Below are 20,705 nucleotides of genomic sequence, written 5' to 3'. Positions count from 1 at the left end.
TGAGAATGTATGTACGATATCGTGACATTAGAGAAACAATGGATCAAAGGGTTGTCTGTTCGAACTACAAACGAAATAGAGCAAACAAAAGAGCGGAAGATTGCGCCGCTTTGGCAGGAATTTTTTGCGCAGCAGCTTCATGGGGGACAAGCCCCAGTCATAGGGCTTTATTCAGATTATGAGAAAGATGAACATGGCTCTTATTTATTTACGGCTGGGCAATTTGCGGACCATCAGCGAGATCATGTCATAGAGATTCCTGCGTCCACCTACGCAAGATTTCAAACGAGAAAGGGACCAATTGAAGAGGTCGTGCTTGAAGCATGGCATAAGATTTGGACGTGGGATCAGCGACAATACCGCACTTATACAGGTGATTTTGAATGGTATGATGAAAGATCTATTGATCCAAAAGAAGCGCAAATTGATATTTATATTGCGGTTGATGAAAAAATGTTTGCTAAAACTAATACCATTAGTTAATATAAAACTAACGATATTAGTTTTAGGAGGGCAATCATGAGATTAACAACTTTTGACCGTCTGCACCAGCTTACATTGATGCCGCGATTATTTCCGGTAAATTGCTATGTATTTGAGGAAGAGGAAGGACTCATTTTAATTGATGCTGCTTTAAAAATGGCGGCGAACTCGATCATCGAATTTGCCCGTAAAAAGAACAAACCAATTCATAAGATTATTCTCACTCATAGCCATATGGATCATATCGGTGCATTAGATGAGGTGAAAAAGGCTTTTCCCGAGGCAGTCGTCTATTTATCAAAACGTGATGCCCGCCTTTTTGAAGGTGACTTTTCCTTGCTCCCTGGTGAACCCCAGCAAAAAATCAAAGGCAGTTTTATGAAAAATATTCATACAAAACCAGATGTGCTTGTCGAAGAAGGAGATGAGATTGGACCGCTGAAAGTGATTGCAACACCAGGGCATACACCTGGCAGCATTTCTTTATACGATGAAAAGTCAGGAGTTGTCATTGCAGGTGATGCACTTGTGACAAAAGGCGGCTTATCGGTAACGGGTGAGTTTCGGTGGAGCTTTCCGTTCCCGGCATTTGCCACATGGGATGCAGAAACCGCACTAAAAAGCGCTGGAAAATTACTAGCGCTGCGCTTATCCTGTCTTGCTGCCGGACATGGTGACCTTATTATTGAACCTCATGAAAAGCTTCAGGCTGCCGTCCGTAAAAGGCAGCACCAGCTAAAAAAAGGGGGGCAGTAAACCGTGTCTCCAAGAATGGGAATTACACAAGAAAAAATTATGGATACAGCGGCAGCATTTGTTGATGAAGAGGGCTTTTCCGCTTTGACCATTGCAACATTGTCTAAAAGGCTGAACATCAGACCGCCTTCTCTTTACAATCACGTATCCGGTCTTCATGAGATTCAGGCAGCACTCGCAGTAAGGGGGCTGTCCATGCTTTGTGAGGAAGGGATGCAAGTCACAGAGGGGCTGGAAAAAGAAGCAGCTGTTTTAGCCTTTGCCAGACAATATGTGCAATTTGTCCGAGAACACCCCGGTCTTTATGAAGCTGCCTTTTCACATATGAACGAAAAAGAAGTACGACTTGCAGCAGAGCGCCTTGTTCAGTTTGTTCAATCCATTATGTCACGCTTTGGTGTAAAGGAAGAGGAAATGACGCATGTTGTCAGAGGACTGAGAAGCTTACTGCACGGCTTCGGTGATATTTCTAATAAAAAGGGATTTCAACGAAAAGAACAGCTTGAAGAAAGTGTAAGCTATGCGGTTCGGCTCTATATCATAGGAGTATTGCAAAAAGAAGATCTGTCTATATGACAGGTCTTTTTTTGCAGCGAACCGATATCATAAATGGCACAATTTTTTAAGAAAAAATGAATAAAGATTTGACAGTTTTGTGAAACATGGTATGCTTATTATGTGAAATAATTCACATATAGGAGTAGAGGCAGATGAAAAGAAAGCCTGTTTATGTGGAAACAACCATTCATGCACCTTTAGAGAAAGTATGGGAATATACGCAAAATCCAAAGCTTCATGAACAGTGGGATTTGCGCTTTTCAACCATTTCATTAAATGAACCTCAAGATGAACAGCCCCAAACCTTTTTGTATGAAAAGCATCTTGGATTTGGTGTAAGTGTCACAGGGACAGGAGCATATCGAACTAGAATGATGGATGAACGGAATGAACGGGCATCCTCGCTGAAATTTAAATCGTCACACCCCTTGTCTTTTATCAAAGAAGGCGGCGGCTATTGGAAATATGTGAAAACGAACGATCAAATTGTGTTTCAAACTCAATTTGATTACGAAACGAAAGAAGGAAAAGGATGGGCGTGGGCAGATCGATTTCTTTTTCGCCCGATGATTGGGTTTATGACAGCCTTTAGTTTTGGCGCACTAAAGACGTGGCTTGAAAGGGGAACGCATCCTCGGTTGTTACTGGAGAGAACCCTTGCCCATTATGGAATTTGTTTGCTGTTTGCTATCGTCTGGCTATGCCAAGCGGTCCTCCCATTTTCACATTCTGCTTTTGATCATAGTACAGGGTTTCGGTTATTTTATGCCCTGATAGGCGTATCGTGGCTGATACCTAAACTATCAAAGAAATATCTGTTCATTCTTCAAAGCGTGTTTCTTCTGATGATGCTTTGTATCGGGATTGTATCCCCACAATCGACACTTCATGAACCGCTTGTGATGAGTGCATTTTTGATCCTATCCATTGGAGGAATGATTAATTTAAAAGATTGTATAGATGTATTTTCGATCAAACGGAAAAGGGGAGGTAGACATGGTCGTTCATCGTCATCAAGTAAAGGATTACGATAAGCTTCATCCAAAATTAAAAGAGAGATACAACCGTGCGTTTACCGCTGAAGGCACTATGGAGGAAATAGGCGGCGGAACGAGGCTCATTCGATTTTTCTTCAAAATTGGTCCACACTTTCGCTGTTTTTTCCCCGAGAGAGGAAAAAACATTCCCTTCCGAATTGTGAATAAACCCTTTATGACAAATAAGGGAGAGGAAGGCATGCACTGGTTCCGTACGTTTTATTTCCCAAAGAAGGAAAGGCACTTTGATGCAGATATGATCATTGATCAGAAGAGTCATAAAGTACTAGACTATTTTGGAAAGCCTAGACTTCTTATGTCAGAGCTTCATTTTACAGTAACAAAGCATGGTTTTCTCCACATTCAATCCGGTAAGCAGAGGCTGCTGTTATTAGGACGTGAGTGGCAGCTGCCTTCATGGCTTTATGGTGTGTCAGATGTCACAGAAGGCTACGACGAGCGTACAGATGAGTATACCATTCATGTGCATGTGAAAAATCGACTGTTTGGCACTCTTTTTACATATAAAGGCCGATTTACTGAAAGGGTGGAGTCTCATGATGAATAAATGGCACTTGATATCAAGCCTTCTCTTCATGTGTTGTTTTATCGCCGCCCGTTTGATGACAGGTCCGATAGCAGAGTTTTTTGTACTGATAGCGATTCTGTTTTTCCTTCCTGCAGTGTTAGCTTTTTTTGCGAAGGAAGAGAGTGAGAGTAAGCCGGGAGTACTGATCGGCATTTTAATGAAAGCCTTTCCACTAGCTGCTCTTTGTGCAACGGCTGCATTTATCTATCATTCTGCTTTGTTTGCATCGGGATGGTTTTTGTATACGATCATTTTGGCGTTATATGGCTTTACTCGTTTGCTGAAAAGGGGAACCGTTCCGCTTCATGAATTGATGATTGATGGTGCATGGATGTATCTCGCTTTAGGCGGGCTTTGGTTTTGGCTGTATACAGCAGATATACAGGTGATGACCTTTTCACCAATCATCGTGCTTTTGACTGCTATTCATTTTCATTACTCTGCTTTTTTTATCCCGCTTTTCTATGGATTATTAGGGAGACAGAGAGAAAAAGAGACAGTTTTATACAAAGGGGCAGGCTGGGTGATTTTGCTGTCGCCTGTGATGATTGCTGTTGGGATTAGCTTCTCCCGTCTATTTGATACGTTCAGCGTTATGCTATATGTCATTGCACTCTATTTGTACGGCATTCTTTGTATGAGAACAAGGTTTCGATCGACTGTGGCAAAAAGGCTGGTTGTGTTTTCTAGCTGCATCTTAATGGCGACGATCGTGCTATCTCTTCTATATTCTGCCGGCATGCTCATGCACGTGACCTATATCAGTATTGATCAGATGATTTGGTTTCATGGCAGTATCAATGCCTTTTTTGTGATTTTACCAGGTCTGATTGGATGGCTGATCGAAGGGCCAAAGGATCAATTGATACAGAAGAACTTTCCGATATCAAGCGTGCATGGCCGTTTTCATAAGATCTCTTTTCAAAAGGAAAGAATGCATGATCGCGAGAAGCTCGGTTTAGTCGATTCACTTGATGATTTAAATGGAACGACGTTTTCAGCTGAAAGGGTATCACCTGTGATTCGGAGGTTTTATGAAAATCCGACGGCATTTACGTTAAAATCAGCAGTCTGTTTTCATTGGTGGGTGAGGCCGTTTGTTTTTTTACTTCAGCCCATGTTTAAGAAAATAGGGCAGCTCTATTTAGGAACATCTCGTATCCCATATGAAATGAAGGGACGTCTGACTACATTTCAACATCCTAAAGAAGAGCGAAAGAAAGTCAGGGCGTGGATTCGTCACAACGAAAAAGGGGAGCAGGTCTTTTTTGCACTTTATGCTCATCATCACGATGCAGCTGCGGGCTATATGAATATTGCGCTGCCGCTTCCATATTCTCAGATGACCGCCATTTTAAAACCTTTTAATGAAAAGGAAGACTTTCTCTTAAAAAGTGCATGTCCAAAAGGCAGTACCGGTGACGAAGGATTGTATTTGCATACGCCTTTTATCACCATGAAACTGCCAATGGAAGAAAGCTTTCATATGAAGCCGGAGACAGATAAAAGTCTCACAGCAGTTCATCAAATGAAGCTATTCGGTATTCCCTTTTTAACGATTCATTATCAAATTGACAGCCGGAAGCCATCCTGTTAGTCAATGATGTCACATGGTTCACCGTGCCGAATGATGTTCACAATCGCTTGCCCATCACTCGGATGATGATCTGCATACTGGACTGGCAGCAGTGCAAAAAATACATAGTAGACAGAGAAGTAAGCAAATTGATAGAAAAATTGATGTTCTGGCAGGATATCATTGGCGATCATTGTATTCAGGATGAGAACACTGAGCAGGTTGCATAATGATCCGCCTAGGTAGACAAGAATGTGCGAGAATCGGTTATTTTTCCTCATTTCTTCATAATGGCAAAATGCATCTAGAAAATAGATACGTCTAATTTCAACAACGCCTATTTTCAATACTTTTTTGCCTCTGCCAAGAGCAAAAGAAACCTTTGCGCCAAACATCCACGCGACCATAATATGGCCAACCTGATGCAAGATGGCAACGATAGGAAGAATGACGAAAAACGACCAGCAAAATGTCCACATATCCGATAATGTAAACAAGTGTTAACCCCTCCCCAATATATTTGGGAGGAAGCAGTAGGATTATTTGCCATTTTACTGAATTCATTTTCAGGATGCAAACATTTAATACAAGACAATAAAATTATTATGTAAACTAAAGGTTGGATTTGCGATGAATCGGCTTTTTGACTCACTTTTTTTACGAAATGAATGTGCTACAATGAAAAAACAATGGATGTCTCTAGTAAATGAACTTACCCTGGAATGAAGAGGAGAGAATCAGATGGCAGATATTGAACAGTTTTTAGCGTTAGATATTCGTGTTGGGACGATTATCGAAGCAGAATTCTTTGCAGAGGCAAGAGTACCTGCATTAAAACTCAAGATTGATTTTGGTGAAGAGATTGGTCTAAAACAATCCAGTGCTCAGCTGACAAAACGGTATACAGCTGAGAATATCATTGGCAGGCAAATCGTAGCAGTCGTCAATTTTCCGCCAAGAAGAATTGCAGGGTTCAAGTCAGAAGTGCTTGTATTAGGGGGCATGCCGTCAAAAGAAGACGTAGTATTACTAGCAACAGATGAGCCTGTAGAAAATGGGACAAAAATAGGATAAGAAAAAAGACATCTTCCTGAGAAGATGTCTTTTGCGTATTGAGGCGGAATAACCACACGCCACATTCGTGTGTGTCTCAAGGAGACATGTTACCCGACTTACACAATTCAGCTCATCGCTTGATAAATATAGCATGGGATGAGCTGAATTGCAACCATTAAATGATTCACTTCAGTTTTTCACGTCATTTCAGCAGAAAAATGACAAGAAATCAATTATTTGGATTATTTTTTCGAAAAATATTGAAAAGTCAGATCAGATTTTATAAAATGAACTCATCTTAGTTTGTTTAGTCGATAAACTAAGATGAGTTCTAAGTGATGATCCGACTATTGAAGGGGATGATTCTGTCATTCAAATCATTTGCTGCGTATGTGGGCTAAGCTGAAAGGGTTAGATGTTCAGCTTCATTTTTACAACAAATTGAAAGCGCTTTATATTCATTGCATTGACTGCTGCTGCCCTCCATCATCTGTTCATTAGAAGAGGCTAAGAGAAGAAGGGAGAAAGCTCATGGTAAGTGAGAATTTAAAAAAGATTCGTATGTCTGAAAAAGTGGGATATGCTTCAGGAGATTTCGCATGTAACTTAATTTATGCAACTGTCTCTACGTATCTATTATTTTTTTATACAGATGTGTATGGTTTATCAGCGGCAGCAGCAGGGACGATGTTTTTAGTTGTTCGGGCCATTGATGCGCTTGCAGATCCGTTTATTGGTGCATTGGTGGATCGAACGAACAGCCGTTTTGGCAGGTTCAGACCTTACTTGTTATTCGGGGCGTTTCCTTTTGTGGTACTCGCCATCCTTTGCTTTACAACACCTGATCTTTCTGAAATGGGTAAACTCGTTTATGCCTACATCACGTATGTTGGTTTATCGCTTACATACACATTCATCAATGTTCCTTATGGTGCTTTAACATCCGCAATGACAAGAAATAACCAAGAGGTTGTCAGTATTACGTCTGTTCGTATGCTTTTTGCTAATCTCGGAGGTCTAGTTGTTGCTTTTTTTGTTCCTTTTCTTGCGACTTTTTTGAGTGATAAAACAGGAAATACAGCCCTCGGCTGGCAGATGACGATGGCTTTTCTCGGCGTTCTTGGCGGTGCATTACTTATTTTCTGTTTTAAAAGCACGAATGAACGTGTCACGCTTCAAAAGCCGGAGGAAAAAATTAAGTTCAGTGATATCTTTGTCCAGTTACGTGTGAATCGTCCGCTTGTTGTATTAAGCATTTTCTTTATTATTATTTTTGGCGTGAACTCGATCAGCAACTCTGTTGGGATCTATTATGTGACGTATAACCTCGGCAGAGAAGATTTAGTGAAATGGTACGGACTCATTGGGAGTCTGCCTGCTTTAATGGTGCTGCCGTTTATTCCAAAACTGCACAAGCTGTTAGGAAAGAAAAAGCTGCTGAATTATTCATTATTGCTGAATATCGTAGGTCTTCTTGCATTACTTGTGATACCGCCGAGTCAAATCACTTTAATACTTATTTTCAGGCTAGTTGCAGCTGCAGGAAGTATTACAGCCGGTGCATATATGTGGGCGCTCATTCCTGAAACCGTTGAATATGGCGAATATAAAACAGGGAAAAGGATGGGTGGACTCATCTATGCCATCATCGGATTCTTCTTTAAATTTGGAATGGCATTAGGCGGGATTGTGCCAGGGCTTGTACTCGATCGCTTTGGCTATATTGCGAATCAAGTGCAAACACCAGAAGCATTACTTGGCATTTTAATCACGACAACGGTGATTCCTGTATGCTTACTGATTTTAGCGATGGTGGATATTAATTTTTATAACCTAGATGAAGAAAAACATAAAAAAGTTGTACGGGAGCTTGAGAACAGAGACAAGGTATATATCGATCATATGGACGATTTTAAAATGTAGGTCTCTGAAAGAGGAGGAAGTTCAATGAAGATTACCAATCCAGTGCTCAAAGGGTTTAACCCCGACCCAAGTATTTGTCGTGTCGGAGAAGATTATTATATGGCCGTCTCTACATTTGAGTGGTTTCCAGGGGTGCAAATTTATCATTCAAAAGATCTCGTCCATTGGCGCCTTGCTGCGCGTCCTTTGCAAAAAACCTCGCAGCTGGATATGAAGGGAAATCCTAATTCTGGCGGAGTATGGGCACCGTGCTTAAGCTATGCGGATGGGCAGTTTTGGCTTATTTATTCAGATATCAAAGTAGTGGATGGTCCATTTAAAGACGGTCATAATTATTTGGTCACGGCAAGCGAAGTGGACGGCGATTGGAGTGAACCGATCCGGCTCAACAGCTCCGGGTTTGATCCATCTTTATTCCATGATCAAAGCGGGAAGAAATACGTCTTAAATATGCTGTGGGATCATAGGGAAAAGCATCATTCCTTTGCAGGTATTGCCTTGCAGGAATATAGTGTGGCTGAAAAGAAGCTCATCGGTCAAAGGAAGGTCATTTTTAAAGGCACACCGATTAAACTGACAGAAGCGCCGCATCTGTATCATATCGGTGACTACTACTATTTATTAACGGCAGAAGGAGGTACCAGGTATGAGCATGCGGCAACGATCGCCCGGTCCCCGCATATTGAAGGACCTTATAAGGTTCATCCTGATAACCCGATTTTAAGTGCCTTCCATGCGCCTGAACATCCGCTTCAAAAATGCGGGCATGCTTCAATCGTTCAAACGCATACAAATGAATGGTATCTCGCTCATCTCACTGGCCGCCCAATTCAATCAAGCAAGGAATCTATTTTTCAACAGAGAGGGTGGTGCCCTTTAGGAAGAGAAACAGCCATACAAAAGCTCGAATGGAAGGATGGCTGGCCTTATGTTGTTGGCGGAAAAGAGGGGACGCTTGAGGTTGAAGCGCCAAAGATCGAAGAAAAGGTTTTTGCACCAACCTATCATACAGTCGATGAATTTAAAGAATCAACACTAAATAGACACTTCCAAACATTAAGAATTCCGTTTACTGATCAGATTGGTTCGTTAACGGAGAAACCTCAGCATTTAAGGTTATTCGGTCACGAATCTTTAACGTCTAAGTTTACCCAAGCTTTTGTTGCAAGGCGCTGGCAAAGCTTTTATTTTGAAGCAGAGACAGCTGTTTCGTTCTTCCCAGAAAACTTTCAGCAAGCCGCTGGTCTTGTGAATTATTATAATACGGAAAACTGGACAGCACTCCAGGTGACATATGATGAGGAACTTGGGCGCACGCTTGAACTATCTGTCTGTGAAAACCTTGCCTTTTCTCAGCCATTGACACATAAAATCATCATTCCAGACGAGGTCACTTATGTCTATTTAAAAGTGACCGTTCAGAAAGAGACATATAAATATTCTTATTCTTTTGATCAAAAAGAGTGGAAGGAAATTGATGTGCCGCTTGAATCCATCCATTTATCCGATGATTTCATTAGAGGTGGGGGATTTTTTACAGGGGCGTTTGTCGGTATGCAGTGTCAAGATACGAGCGGCGAGCGTCTGCCTGCTGATTTTCACTATTTTCGCTATGAGGAAACAGATGAATAAAAAAAAGACAACGCGCTACGGGCTGTCTTTATTGGAAAATAAATAGATCATGTTGTGAGGGTGGCATCTTGCAGGAAAGCTTCTATGACAAGAGATGTCATCCCCAATACTGGTGCATTGTGTCCTAATGATGAGGGGAGCAGCTCTATCTGTGAGCTGAATTGCGTATCCATTCGCGAGGATACCTCCTCCCCAATCACATGTAGAACCGTTTGATGTGATTCGATCACTTTGTTTCTTAAAATAATGGCTTGCGGGTTAAAGGTATGAAGGACGTTTGTGAGACCGACGCCAAGGTAAAAACCAAAGTTGCGCAGAGCATTGAGCGTTCTCATATCATTTAACTTGGCCAGCTGTTCCAGGTCTTGATGGGAGATGGGCTGACCATCTGTTTGAAGAGACTGAAACAAGGCTTTCTCAGATGCATACAATTCCCAGCACCCACGGTTCCCGCAGCTGCATGTTGGTCCATTAAAATCAATCGTCATATGTCCCATTTCACCAGAAAAGCCGAAAGCTCCTCTGTATAAGTGATGATTGATAATGATTCCGATCCCTATGCCAGTGCCGATGCTTGCATAAATCAAATGGTCATAGTGTTTAGCGGCACCAAAGATTTTTTCACCATATGCACCGGCATTTGCTTCATTTTCAATGAAGATCGGCACTTGGAATGTGTCTTGGAGCGGCTTTTTCAGATCAACATTTTTCCATTTGGAATGAGGCGTAAACACGATTTGTTCATCTGCATCTACTAACCCATGTATGCATAGACCAATGCCAATGAGCCCGTATGGGGAAGAGGGCATTTGTGTGATGAGCTGCTGTATTAATTCAATTAATTTACGTATCGTCACATCAGGAGAGCTCGGTGGGAGCTTGATCTGCTCTTCGTAAAGAATGGACCCTTCAAGGTCTGTTAATATGCCATTGACATAATCAACACCAACATCAATCCCGATGGAGCAGCCAGCACGTTTATTAAACATCAGTAAAACCGGTCTTCTCCCGCCGCTAGACTCACCTTGGCCGATTTCATAGACAAGATGTTCCTTCATTAACGTACTTACTTGAGAAGAAACAGTCGATTTATTTAATCCAGTGCGTTCAGATAATTTTGCTCGCGAAATGGGCGCATGCTGGAGAATTTCTTTTAATAATAGTTTTTGATTTATTTTTTTTACAAAGTTCTGATCAGCGATATCCACGTTATCCACTCCATTTGTTTCGTCTTTAGATTAAGTTGAGAAGAGCTGCTTTTTTCCGTATGTATTCGATAAAAAAGATGATTTTAACTTTATTATAACGAAAATATTTCTAAAAAACTAAAAAATATGGAAAATTCAAAGAGATTTTCTCATACATTGATCATTCGTTTGTTGAATCAACTTACAAAGTGTACTCAGGAGGAATGAAGAATGGCTAAATCAAATATGAAAACGTTATACAGCTTAGAAGGAATCAGCAAAATTCAATATGAAGGAAAACAATCAAAAAATCCACTCGCCTTTCAATACTATAATCCAAGCGAAGTGATTGGCGGAAAAACAATGAAAGACCACCTGCGTTTTTCAGTCGCTTATTGGCATACATTAACCGCTGATGGAACTGATATGTTTGGAACTGGCACGATGCTGAGAGCATGGGACTCCTATAGCGGAATGGATTTAGCAAAAGCTAGATTGGAAGTCGCTTTTCAGCTTTTTGACCTACTAGATGTACCGTATTTTTCATTCCATGACCGCGATATCGCGCCAGAGGGAGAGACGCTTCAAGAGACCAATCAACAATTAGACATCATTTTAGAAAGAATGAAAGAATACATGCAGCAAAGTGGAGTAAAGCTGCTGTGGAACACGGCCAATATGTTCAAGCATCCTAGATTTGTACACGGTGCTGCGACATCTTGTCATGCAGATGTCTTTGCCTATGCGGCCGCGCAGGTTAAAAAAGGCATCGAAACCGCCAAAGAACTTGGTGCAGAAAATTATGTTTTCTGGGGTGGACGAGAAGGGTACGATACGCTGCTTAATACAGATATGAAAAGAGAGCTTGATCACATGGCGGCCTTCTTGCATATGGCTGTTGATTATGCAAAAGAAATTGGGTATACAGGTCAATTTTTAATTGAACCAAAGCCAAAGGAGCCGACAACTCATCAATACGACACAGATGCAGCGACATCCATCGCTTTTTTAAAGCAATATGGATTAGATTCTCATTTTAAATTAAATATCGAAGCCAATCATGCGACACTGGCTGGCCATACGTTTGAGCACGAATTGCGTGTCGCAAGAATTCATGGGCTGCTCGGTTCTGTTGATGCGAACCAAGGAAATACGCTTCTTGGGTGGGATACAGATGAATTTCCAACCGATCTGTATGCCACAACTCTTGCCATGTATGAAATTTTGCAAAATGGCGGGCTAGGGGCTGGCGGTCTCAACTTTGATGCAAAAGTGAGAAGAGCTTCCTTTGAACTTGAAGATATTTTATATGCCCATATTGCCGGAATGGATGCATTCGCAAAGGGACTGCGGGTCGCTCATAGACTCATAGAAGATCGTGTGTTTGAAGATGTGATAAAGCACCGGTATCGCAGCTTTTCTGAAGGAATTGGACGTGACATTTCAGAAGGGAAGGCAAACTTTCATACATTAGAAGAATATGCGCTGAAACATCCTTTGATCAGAAACGAATCAGGAAGAGAGGAACAGCTGAAAGCCCGTTTAAACCAATACTTGTTAGAAGATTAATTGAAGGGGCGGACCTGTTTTGAAGGAGTGAAAACATGAAGTATGTGATGGGAATTGACCTTGGAACGAGCGGGGTCAAAGCGATATTAGTCGATGAGAGCGGAAAGGTGTGCTGCGAAGCCTCTAAGCCGTACCGCCTCATTCAAGAGAAACCGGGATATTGTGAGCAGCATCCTGAAGATTGGGTAGAGCAGACAATAGCTGTGATGAAAGAACTGATGGCAAAGCAACCTGTTCATTCAAGGCAAGTCGAAGGCATCAGCTTTTCCGGACAGATGCATGGGTTGGTTCTATTAAATGAATCTCGCGAAGTGCTCCGCCCTGCAATTTTATGGAATGATACACGAACGACAGCACAATGTGAACACATGACAAAAAAGCTGGGGGACCGGCTGCAAAAGATCACAAAAAACCAGGCGTTAGAAGGATTCACACTGCCTAAATTACTATGGGTAAAGGAACATGAACCACATATTGATCAACAAATCGACATGTTTTTACTCCCAAAAGATTATGTCAGATTTCGTTTAACAGGCGCTGTCCATATAGATTATTCTGATGCGGCTGGCACTTTGCTGTTAAATATCGGTGAACAGACGTGGAGTGAGGAGATTTGTCAGGCATTTGATATTTCTCCTCATATTTGCCCGCCACTTGTCACATCAGAGGCGGAGGTTGGTACACTTTTGCCGCACATTGCACGTGATGTTGGGATGAAAGAAGGCGTGAAGGTTTTTGCCGGCGGGGCAGATAATGCTTGCGGAGCAATTGGTGCTGGCATCTTATCCTCTGACCGCACGTTATGCAGCATCGGCACGTCGGGTGTCATTCTCTCCTATGAAGAAGATCATGAAAGGGAACTTCAGGGGAATTTGCATTTGTTTCACCATGCAAAAAAAGACGCTTTTTACACAATGGGCGTCACCCTTTCAGCGGGATATAGTCTTAACTGGGCAAAACACTTACTGGCACCTGAGGAATCGTTCCAATCACTTTTAGAAGGTGCGGCTCATGTTGCGCCAGGAGCGAAAGGATTGCTTTTTACTCCCTATTTAGTCGGGGAAAGAACACCTCATGCGGATTCGATCATCCGTGGCAGCTTGATTGGATTAGACAGCAGGCATGAAAGGGCACATGTTGTCAGGGCTGTGTTAGAAGGAATTACCTTTTCGCTGAATGAATCTATCGCATTATTCCGGCAGGCAGGAAAAAACATAGATTCTATTGTGTCCATTGGCGGCGGTGCAAGAAGCCGGACATGGCTTCAAATGCAAGCAGACATTTTTCAGGCTGACGTCATCCAGTTAGACAATGAACAAGGGCCTGCTTTAGGTGCAGCCATGCTTGCTGCGGTTGGCTGCGGATGGTATCCGTCACTTGAAGTATGTGCCCATCAGTTGATCCATCAAGCTGCTGTTTATGAGCCAAATCAGCAGCATGCGGAAGTATATGCTGATCTATTTCATTTGTATCAAAGGATTTATACACAAACAAGAGATATCCATGCCGGGTTAAAGCAGTATCGTTTCATCTAACTGAGAAGGCTGCATGAAAGGAGGTGATGGTTTTTTCACCTTAGGGATGACAGAACAATACGGATGAAAAAAGGAGAGGGATGGAAAATGAATTTGAAAAGATTGAGGCTATTGTTTGTGGTGTGTATTGGATTTGTGCTGACACTGACGGCTGTGCCAGTTGATGCGAAAACGATTTATAATAATGAAATGGGTACACATAGCGGATACGATTATGAATTATGGAAGGATTATGGAAACACCTCGATGACACTCAATAACGGCGGGGCATTTACTGCAGGCTGGAACAGTATCGGAAATGCTTTATTTCGGAAAGGAAAGAAGTTTGATTCCACTAAAACTCATCATCAGCTTGGCAACATCTCCATCAACTACAACGCAAACTTTAACCCAGGCGGGAATTCCTATTTATGTGTCTATGGCTGGACACAATCTCCATTAGCAGAATACTACATTGTTGATTCATGGGGCACATATCGTCCAACAGGAGCGTATAAAGGATCATTTTATGCCGATGGAGGCACATATGACATTTATGAAACGACCCGCGTCAATCAGCCTTCCATTATCGGGATTGCGACCTTCAAGCAATATTGGAGTGTACGTCAAACCAAACGTACAAGCGGAACGGTCTCCGTCAGTGCGCATTTTAATAAATGGGAAAGCTTAGGCATGCCAATGGGTAAAATGTATGAAACGGCATTTACTGTAGAAGGCTACCAAAGCAGCGGAAGTGCGAATGTGATGACCAACCAGCTGTTTATTGGACGATAAAAGCAGATCAAAAAGCCAGCAGTTTTTGCTGGCTTTCAGCGTGTAGACAAACCCTTGCATTCGTTGTCAGCTCTGCGCGCTGGTGCTCACGAATGTCAAATTCGCTCCGCTCCAGTGCTCGAGCTTCCTAGACTTCAAAGGTTTTCTATCACGCTGAAAAGAAGACAAAGGGCTAAAATCAAGATCATTTTAGCCCTTTGTCAACAATCTGAAAGCCAGCAGTTTTTGCTGGCTTTTACTTTTTCTATGATAATTTTTCAACTTCGACTCTGCCAGAAAAAAACGTCGCGCCGCCGCCCATATCTGCCAATCGATCAGGTGTTAATCCATTCACTAAATGCTTTTTGCCTTTTTGATCTGCCCATAATCCTTGACTGACCACCACACCAGATAATACATTTTGACCGACTGACACGACAAGCTCACACTCTCCTCGGTCGTTCAGCACACGGACCATGTCACCATCTTCAATTTGTCTTTCCTTTGCATCCTGTTCATTCATGTAAAGCTTTGGAAATTTCTCAAGCTTTTGATGCTTTTCATGAAGTGAGAAGGTGGAGTTCAGAAAATTATGGTTAGGCCCCGGTATAAAGGTAAGCGGATAATCGCTTTCCTGATAAAGGGGCACATAGGTTGGAAGTGCTGGATACCCGTCTTTTTTCATTTGTTCAGAATAAAGCTCAATTTTTCCGCTTGGGGTTTGAAGCTTTAATTCCTCGAAAGTTCCACGTTTTGCTTTGATCCATTTCTTTTCTTTTAATGCTTCGTATGAAATGTCCTCATAATGCGGATTTTCTGGATGATGAAGAGCTTGTTCCATGAGCTCAGCATCTGTCTCTCGGAAGGCTTCATCTTCAAAGCCCATCGCATGAGCTAGCAGGCGGAATACTTCAGTATTGGATTTGCTTTCTCCGTAGCGTTCTATCACTGGCTCCTGAATTTGAATATAATGATGCCAATATGATGTATAGAAATCCTCATTTTCAAAGGCAGATGTCGCCGGCAGGACAATGTCTGCATACGCCGCTGTTTCTGTTAGAAATAAATCATGAACCACTGTAAATAAGTCCTCTCTCAGCAAACCTTCTCTGACTTTATTCGCTTCAGGTGTTACAACTGCTGGGTTGCACGAGTAGATAAAGAGAGAATCAACGGAAGGCTCTGCGCTTGTCAGCACGCTGCCCAGCTGATTCATATTAAATGATCTAGGCGTGCGTTCTTTTAATAAATCCGGCCGCTGAAGAGCTGTTTCATTATAGCTAAGAAAAGAAGAGTTTGATTTCATCGCTCCGCCGCCCTTGTGCAGCCATTGACCAGTCAGGGCAGGGAGGCAGGAAATCGTTCTAATACTCATCCCGCCATTATCATGGTGCTGCAAACCATTCCCAATGCGAATGAGAGATGGCGATGTCTCAGCGTACATTCTAGCTAGTGTCATGATGTCATCCTTAGGGACACCCGTGATTCGCTCAACTGTGTCTGGATCATACTGCTTCACATGCTCGCGCAGCTCATTATGGCCGACCGTGTAGGTCTCTAAAAAGGCTTCATCTGTACGTTCCTCTTTAAAAAGGACATGCATGATGCCAAGGGCAAGCGCACTGTCAGTACCAGGACGAAGCGGAATGAACCAATCTGCCATCCGGCCGGTTTGGTTCTTGTGAACATCAATCACAACAATCTTAGCTCCTTGCTTTCGCGCTTTTTGTGCCAAGGTGATTTGGTGCATATTGGTCGATACGGCATTGATGCCCCAAAAGATAAATAGTTTCGTATGAATGGTGTCTTCAGGATCTGTCCCAATGCTTGAACCCATTGTATATTTATAGCCAGTCGTTCCCGCTGACTGACAGATCGTCCGGTCTAACTGACTTGAACCAAGACGATAAAAAAAGCGGCGGTCCATTCCTTCTGCGTTGAGATTGCCCATGTTCCCATAGAAGCTGTAAGGCAAAATGCTTTCTGACCCTTTTTCTTCGATCAGCTTTGTCCATTTTTGACGAATGGTTTCAATGGCTTCTTCCCACGTAATCGGTGCAAACTGTGCTTCGCCTTTTTTACCAACACGTTTTAAAGGAGTGGTCAGTCTTTTTTCATCGTATAAACGGGCTGTGACATTACGCACTTTGTTGCATATGTTTCCTTGTGTGACAGGGTGATCCGGATCCCCCTGCACTTTCACGATCTTTCCATTTTCTTTATGTATTAAAAGACCGCACTGATCCGGGCAATCTAACGAACAAACTGATTTGAATATTCCGTCTTTCATCGCTGTATAATCGGTCATGAGTTTTCGGCTTCCTTTCTGCATTCCGTTATCGCTTTGTATGGACTTTATTTTAGCATGTTCGGAGGTGGAAGGTAAGAAAGAGATGATGAATTGAAGAAAATGAAAAAAAGCCCCTGAAAAAGGGACTTTTAAAAACGGGTGACTTGTACAGGAAATTCTTTCACCCCAAAAACAAACGTGCTTTGTATAGGTTTTAGCTGATCTGTAGCGCAGGTGATGTCTTGAAACGTATGGATTAAAACATCAAGCGCAATGTTGCTTTCAAGCCGGGCAAGCGGTGCACCGAGACAGAAATGAATGCCAAACCCAAAGCTCATATGCGGATTTGATTTCCGATCAAGCCGGAACGTATCTGGATCTTCAAACTTCTGTTCATCCCGATTTGCTGAAGCAACCCAGCCGATGAGGTAGTCTCCCTTTTCAATGCGTGCGCCAGCAATTTCAACATCCTCTGCGGCGATTCGGCCAATGGCTTGAACAGGCGGATAATACCGCAATGTTTCCTCAGTTAATTGAGGAATAAGAGAGGGATCCTGTCGAACGGATTCAGCGATATGCGGCTGCTCTGTCAGCAGTCGTACGGCATTGGTTATTAAATTGGTCGTTGTCTCATTGCCTGCAACAAGTAATAGAATACAAAAGCCAAGCAGTTCATTCTCCGTTAAACGCTCTCCATCGATTTCCGCTTGAATGAGAAGCGAGATCAAGTCATCCGCAGGCGTTTCTTTTCGTTTTTTGATCAATTGAGCAAAATAAACGGACAGCTCCTCTTCAGCGCGTTTTTGCATATCTACAACAGCCTGAATGGCTTCTTTTGATTCATCCTTAGCACCTGCCACAAGGGCATCAGAATGTTTTTTAATCAGCTCTCTGTCCTGCACCTCTGCACCGAGAAGCTCAGCGATGATCATCACTGGCAGGGGAGCTGCTAAATCTTGCACGATATCAAACGTACGTTGATCCTTGACTTGATTTAATAGATCATGTGTCAGGTCTTTGATCTTATCTTCTAATTGTTTGATCGCTTTTGGAGTAAATGCTTTATTCACGAGCGCTCTCATCTTTGTATGTTTTGGAGGATCCATCGTTAAAATACTTGTTTTAGACGTGCTTCTTCCCCGCTGTGAAGAGAACACTTTAGGCTGCTTTAGAACAGACTGGATATCCGCATATCGAAAGAGATCCCAGCACTTTCTTGTCTCATCATATCTAATATCACTTTCTGCACGCAGCTCATTGTAAATAGGGAATGGGAAAAGAAGGTCATCGGTAGAACGGATTTCTTTCATTGGAATCACATTGACATAGTTTTCTTTCACTTTCATTATGAACGCTCCTTTTTCACATGATTTCTCTTTCACGGTATCACCAGTAAAATATCATTTCAACGGACATGTTTTCTAAAATATGTCAATAGTCTAATCGAAAGATTCAAGCACATTCACCAAATAGGAAAATAGAAAGTGATTAAAATGAGAGCGCTTTCTAAAAAATAGAATTGAAGTCACCGAAACCAAAAATAAAATGGTGAATTCAGTCGAACGAAAGGGTCCTATGATTCAAATGATGATAGTTCTTTTGATCTAAATTGCTGTATTCGAAAAACACGGCTAACATACTTACAGCAAGCTATCGGCCATGCATTCGGGACTTTTGAAAAGCTCTGGCTCTTTCTTGACACGATTTCTCATCATGTTACGATTACTAACGTGCGAAAAACGCGAACAAAAAGCGAACAAGGGAGAGGATCAATATCATTGATCAAAAGAAAGTTGCTTTCATTGGAGCAGGCTCTATGGCGGAAGGAATGATTGCAGGGATTGTGCGATCAGGACAGATGCCGCTAGGCCAAATCTACGCAACAAACAGACAAAATCAACTTCGATTGAATGAACTAACGAAACAATACGGAATTCAAACAGCCGCAATGGATTCATTTCCTTTTGAAGAAATGGATATGTTGATCCTGGCTATGAAGCCAAAGGATGCTGAAGCAGCACTTGAATCATTAAAATCTCGTATTCAGCCAGATCAGCTTATCATGTCTGTCCTTGCAGGTGTTAAGCTATTGTATATTGAAGACATGCTGCACGAAGGTCAGCCTGTTATAAGGGTCATGCCAAATACCTCAAGTACGATCGGCGCATCAGCGACTGCTTTATCTGCTGGACGTTATGTGAAAAACAATCATATGAGTATAAGTCAGGCTTTTTTATCTGAAATGGGCGAAGTCTATACCATTCAGGAAGAGCAAATGGATATCTTCACTGGAATTGCTGGAAGCGGGCCCGCCTACTTTTATTTCTTAATGGAAAGAATTGAAGAAGCAGGAGAAGAGGCAGGTTTATCAAAGGAATTGTCTCGCCAAATCGGCGTGCAGACACTCCTCGGTGCGGCAAAAATGCTCCAAGAAACAGAGGAAAATCCTTCAGTCCTAAGAGAGAAAATTACGTCACCAAATGGAACAACTGCTGCTGGACTGAATGCATTAGATGATTTTGGCGGAGGAGAAGCGATCAAGCAGGCTGTTAAACATGCTGCCAATCGATCAAAAGAAATAAGCAATCAGCAAAAACAAAAAGTATCTATATAAATAGAGTTCAGGTACAGGAGTGATAAGGTGTACGCAGATAAAGAGAGAAAACGAATTGTTGTGAAAATCGGAAGCAGCTCTCTTACTAGCTTTCAAGGTGAGATTAGTTTAAAAAAACTAGAAAACCTCGTCAATCAAATTGTGAAACTGAAAGATGAAGGACACGAAGTCATTTTGGTTTCATCTGGTGCGGTTGCAGCTGGTTACCGAAAACTAGGATTTATCGATAGACCGAAAACACTGCCGGAAAAGCAGGCATCTGCCTCAATTGGGCAAGGGCTTTTAATGGAATCATATTCTACTTTATTTTTATCACACGGTTATATTGCCTCACAGCTCTTAATCACAAGAAGTGATTTTTCTGATGAAACGCGCTATCAAAATGTGCGCAACACAATGAATGTGTTATTAGATCGAGGCATCATCCCCATTATTAATGAAAATGATACAGTGACGATCAATCGATTGAAGTTTGGAGACAACGATACATTGTCTGCAAAAGTAGCTGGCTTAATTGATGCGGATTTCCTTGCCATTTTATCTGATATTGATGGCTTGTATGAAGATAATCCTCATACAAATCCAAATGCAAAGAGAATTCTTGAAGTCACTGACATTACAGAAGACATCGAAGCAGCTGCTGGAGACGCAGGCAGCAGTGTAGGTACAGGCGGAATGAAATCAAAGCTCGATGCTTTTAAAATATCAATGGCCGCAGGTATCAATGGCTTTTTAGGAAAAGCAGATACGCCTCACATTTTAGACAAAGCGATCAATGGGACAGAGGACGGGACTTATTTTACCGCTGACGAAAATGTAGCGCCGCTGAACTATAAGAAGCAGTGGATTGCCTTTCATTCTGGACCAAAAGGGGAGATCATGGTTCAAGAGAAAACACAGGAATTTCTCATGCGCCGAGAGGGAAGTCTTGATTCTGATGGGATTGTCAGTGTGAAAGGTTCATTTAAAAAAGGCGATGTCGTCCGTATTTTAGATCAAGATGGAAGAGAAATAGGGCTTGGCATTGTGAATTATGCGTCAGATGAACTCGCACGTAAGATTGACTTGTTACAAGATGAAATCGTTCATGTCGTCGATCTTGAAGCATTTGTTTGTCATTTAGATTTATCGATTCCAGTTTGTTAAC

The 20,705-nt window shown here is 42.1% G+C and carries 18 protein-coding genes; 14 read left to right on the top strand and 4 right to left on the bottom strand.

What is annotated here, in order from left to right; all coding sequences use genetic code 11:
• The first annotated feature begins 9 nt into the window (after positions 1 to 9).
• From AC3WTB_RS10565 to AC3WTB_RS10540, 6 genes are all read left to right on the top strand, one after another.
• On the top strand, positions 10 to 483 hold the full coding sequence (locus AC3WTB_RS10565; protein WP_492333706.1) for a GyrI-like domain-containing protein: 474 nt from the start codon (positions 10 to 12) through the stop codon (positions 481 to 483).
• 36 nt (positions 484 to 519) lie between these two features.
• The gene (locus tag AC3WTB_RS10560; RefSeq protein WP_492333705.1) at positions 520 to 1,239 is read left to right on the top strand and encodes an MBL fold metallo-hydrolase; all 720 of its coding nucleotides are present in this window, start codon (positions 520 to 522) and stop codon (positions 1,237 to 1,239) included.
• Between the two features lie 3 nt (positions 1,240 to 1,242).
• On the top strand, positions 1,243 to 1,815 hold the full coding sequence (locus tag AC3WTB_RS10555) for a TetR/AcrR family transcriptional regulator (RefSeq protein ID WP_492333704.1): 573 nt from the start codon (positions 1,243 to 1,245) through the stop codon (positions 1,813 to 1,815).
• Positions 1,816 to 1,949: 134 nt separating this feature from the next.
• On the top strand, positions 1,950 to 2,831 hold the full coding sequence (locus tag AC3WTB_RS10550) for a hypothetical protein (RefSeq protein ID WP_492333703.1): 882 nt from the start codon (positions 1,950 to 1,952) through the stop codon (positions 2,829 to 2,831).
• The gene (locus AC3WTB_RS10545; protein ID WP_492333702.1) at positions 2,794 to 3,402 is read left to right on the top strand and encodes a DUF4166 domain-containing protein; all 609 of its coding nucleotides are present in this window, start codon (positions 2,794 to 2,796) and stop codon (positions 3,400 to 3,402) included. Before AC3WTB_RS10550 ends, AC3WTB_RS10545 begins: the two co-directional genes overlap by 38 nt.
• On the top strand, positions 3,392 to 5,020 hold the full coding sequence (locus tag AC3WTB_RS10540; RefSeq protein ID WP_492333701.1) for a YndJ family protein: 1,629 nt from the start codon (positions 3,392 to 3,394) through the stop codon (positions 5,018 to 5,020). The genes AC3WTB_RS10545 and AC3WTB_RS10540 overlap by 11 nt, the downstream gene beginning before the upstream one ends.
• On the opposite strand, the gene AC3WTB_RS10535 is transcribed toward AC3WTB_RS10540, so the two are convergent.
• Positions 5,017 to 5,496, bottom strand: a complete 480-nt coding sequence (locus AC3WTB_RS10535) for a hypothetical protein (RefSeq protein WP_039179231.1) — start codon at positions 5,494 to 5,496, stop codon at positions 5,017 to 5,019. The two genes, AC3WTB_RS10540 and AC3WTB_RS10535, sit on opposite strands and share 4 nt — an antisense overlap.
• A gap of 244 nt (positions 5,497 to 5,740) precedes the next feature.
• Here AC3WTB_RS10535 and csaA point away from each other — a divergent pair, with 244 nt between their 5' ends.
• From csaA to AC3WTB_RS10520, 3 genes are all read left to right on the top strand, one after another.
• A complete protein-coding gene (csaA, locus tag AC3WTB_RS10530) occupies positions 5,741 to 6,073 on the top strand; it encodes a chaperone CsaA (RefSeq protein ID WP_039179228.1) in 333 nt (110 codons plus the stop codon).
• Between the two features lie 513 nt (positions 6,074 to 6,586).
• Entirely contained in the window at positions 6,587 to 7,978 is a 1,392-nt protein-coding gene (locus AC3WTB_RS10525) for an MFS transporter (protein WP_039179225.1), read from the top strand.
• A gap of 24 nt (positions 7,979 to 8,002) precedes the next feature.
• The gene (locus AC3WTB_RS10520; protein WP_492333700.1) at positions 8,003 to 9,610 is read left to right on the top strand and encodes a glycoside hydrolase family 43 protein; all 1,608 of its coding nucleotides are present in this window, start codon (positions 8,003 to 8,005) and stop codon (positions 9,608 to 9,610) included.
• Between the two features lie 47 nt (positions 9,611 to 9,657).
• On the opposite strand, the gene xylR is transcribed toward AC3WTB_RS10520, so the two are convergent.
• A complete protein-coding gene (xylR, locus tag AC3WTB_RS10515) occupies positions 9,658 to 10,818 on the bottom strand; it encodes a transcriptional repressor XylR (RefSeq protein ID WP_099663414.1) in 1,161 nt (386 codons plus the stop codon).
• 210 nt (positions 10,819 to 11,028) lie between these two features.
• On the opposite strand from xylR, the gene xylA reads away from it, so the two are divergent.
• The 3 genes from xylA (at position 11,029) to AC3WTB_RS10500 (ending at position 14,675) form a co-directional block, all read left to right on the top strand.
• Positions 11,029 to 12,366: a xylose isomerase gene (gene xylA, locus AC3WTB_RS10510; protein ID WP_492333699.1), complete on the top strand. Its 1,338-nt coding sequence runs from the start codon at positions 11,029 to 11,031 to the stop codon at positions 12,364 to 12,366.
• Positions 12,367 to 12,401: 35 nt separating this feature from the next.
• Positions 12,402 to 13,901 (top strand): xylulokinase, encoded by a 1,500-nt coding sequence (gene xylB / locus AC3WTB_RS10505; RefSeq protein WP_492333698.1) that lies wholly within the window; start codon positions 12,402 to 12,404, stop codon positions 13,899 to 13,901.
• An 87-nt stretch (positions 13,902 to 13,988) separates the two neighbouring features.
• Positions 13,989 to 14,675, top strand: coding sequence for a glycoside hydrolase family 11 protein (locus AC3WTB_RS10500; protein ID WP_059375506.1), 687 nt, complete (start codon positions 13,989 to 13,991; stop codon positions 14,673 to 14,675).
• Between the two features lie 244 nt (positions 14,676 to 14,919).
• Here AC3WTB_RS10500 and AC3WTB_RS10495 read toward each other — a convergent pair whose 3' ends face one another.
• A complete protein-coding gene (locus AC3WTB_RS10495; RefSeq protein ID WP_492333697.1) occupies positions 14,920 to 16,962 on the bottom strand; it encodes a molybdopterin oxidoreductase family protein in 2,043 nt (680 codons plus the stop codon).
• A 131-nt stretch (positions 16,963 to 17,093) separates the two neighbouring features.
• Positions 17,094 to 18,290 (bottom strand): cytochrome P450, encoded by a 1,197-nt coding sequence (locus tag AC3WTB_RS10490; protein ID WP_492333696.1) that lies wholly within the window; start codon positions 18,288 to 18,290, stop codon positions 17,094 to 17,096.
• Positions 18,291 to 18,760: 470 nt separating this feature from the next.
• On the opposite strand from AC3WTB_RS10490, the gene proC reads away from it, so the two are divergent.
• Together proC and proB are read left to right on the top strand one after the other, a co-directional pair.
• The gene (proC, locus tag AC3WTB_RS10485; RefSeq protein WP_492333695.1) at positions 18,761 to 19,558 is read left to right on the top strand and encodes a pyrroline-5-carboxylate reductase; all 798 of its coding nucleotides are present in this window, start codon (positions 18,761 to 18,763) and stop codon (positions 19,556 to 19,558) included.
• A 27-nt stretch (positions 19,559 to 19,585) separates the two neighbouring features.
• Positions 19,586 to 20,704 (top strand): glutamate 5-kinase, encoded by a 1,119-nt coding sequence (gene proB, locus AC3WTB_RS10480; RefSeq protein ID WP_492333694.1) that lies wholly within the window; start codon positions 19,586 to 19,588, stop codon positions 20,702 to 20,704.
• Position 20,705 lies beyond the last annotated feature (1 nt).

The organism is Bacillus sp. EB106-04-04-XG123, assembly GCF_058791855.1.
The sequence above is the reverse complement of the archived record's forward strand: the minus strand, read 5'-3'. Positions and strand labels throughout refer to the sequence as shown.

Bases quoted from the DNA above. Each gene is read 5' to 3' on its own strand.
- AC3WTB_RS10565 (WP_492333706.1), top strand. From the start codon at position 10: ATGTACGATATCGTGACATTAGAGAAACAATGGATCAAAGGGTTGTCT.
- AC3WTB_RS10545 (WP_492333702.1), top strand. From the start codon at position 2,794: ATGGTCGTTCATCGTCATCAAGTAAAGGATTACGATAAGCTTCATCCA.
- AC3WTB_RS10540 (WP_492333701.1), top strand. From the start codon at position 3,392: ATGATGAATAAATGGCACTTGATATCAAGCCTTCTCTTCATGTGTTGT.
- AC3WTB_RS10500 (WP_059375506.1), top strand. From the start codon at position 13,989: ATGAATTTGAAAAGATTGAGGCTATTGTTTGTGGTGTGTATTGGATTT.
- AC3WTB_RS10560 (WP_492333705.1), top strand. From the start codon at position 520: ATGAGATTAACAACTTTTGACCGTCTGCACCAGCTTACATTGATGCCG.
- AC3WTB_RS10490 (WP_492333696.1), bottom strand. From the start codon at position 18,290: ATGAAAGTGAAAGAAAACTATGTCAATGTGATTCCAATGAAAGAAATC.
- AC3WTB_RS10495 (WP_492333697.1), bottom strand. From the start codon at position 16,962: ATGACCGATTATACAGCGATGAAAGACGGAATATTCAAATCAGTTTGT.
- xylA (WP_492333699.1), top strand. From the start codon at position 11,029: ATGGCTAAATCAAATATGAAAACGTTATACAGCTTAGAAGGAATCAGC.
- AC3WTB_RS10520 (WP_492333700.1), top strand. From the start codon at position 8,003: ATGAAGATTACCAATCCAGTGCTCAAAGGGTTTAACCCCGACCCAAGT.
- proC (WP_492333695.1), top strand. From the start codon at position 18,761: ATGGCGGAAGGAATGATTGCAGGGATTGTGCGATCAGGACAGATGCCG.
- csaA (WP_039179228.1), top strand. From the start codon at position 5,741: ATGGCAGATATTGAACAGTTTTTAGCGTTAGATATTCGTGTTGGGACG.
- AC3WTB_RS10550 (WP_492333703.1), top strand. From the start codon at position 1,950: ATGAAAAGAAAGCCTGTTTATGTGGAAACAACCATTCATGCACCTTTA.
- AC3WTB_RS10525 (WP_039179225.1), top strand. From the start codon at position 6,587: ATGGTAAGTGAGAATTTAAAAAAGATTCGTATGTCTGAAAAAGTGGGA.
- xylB (WP_492333698.1), top strand. From the start codon at position 12,402: ATGAAGTATGTGATGGGAATTGACCTTGGAACGAGCGGGGTCAAAGCG.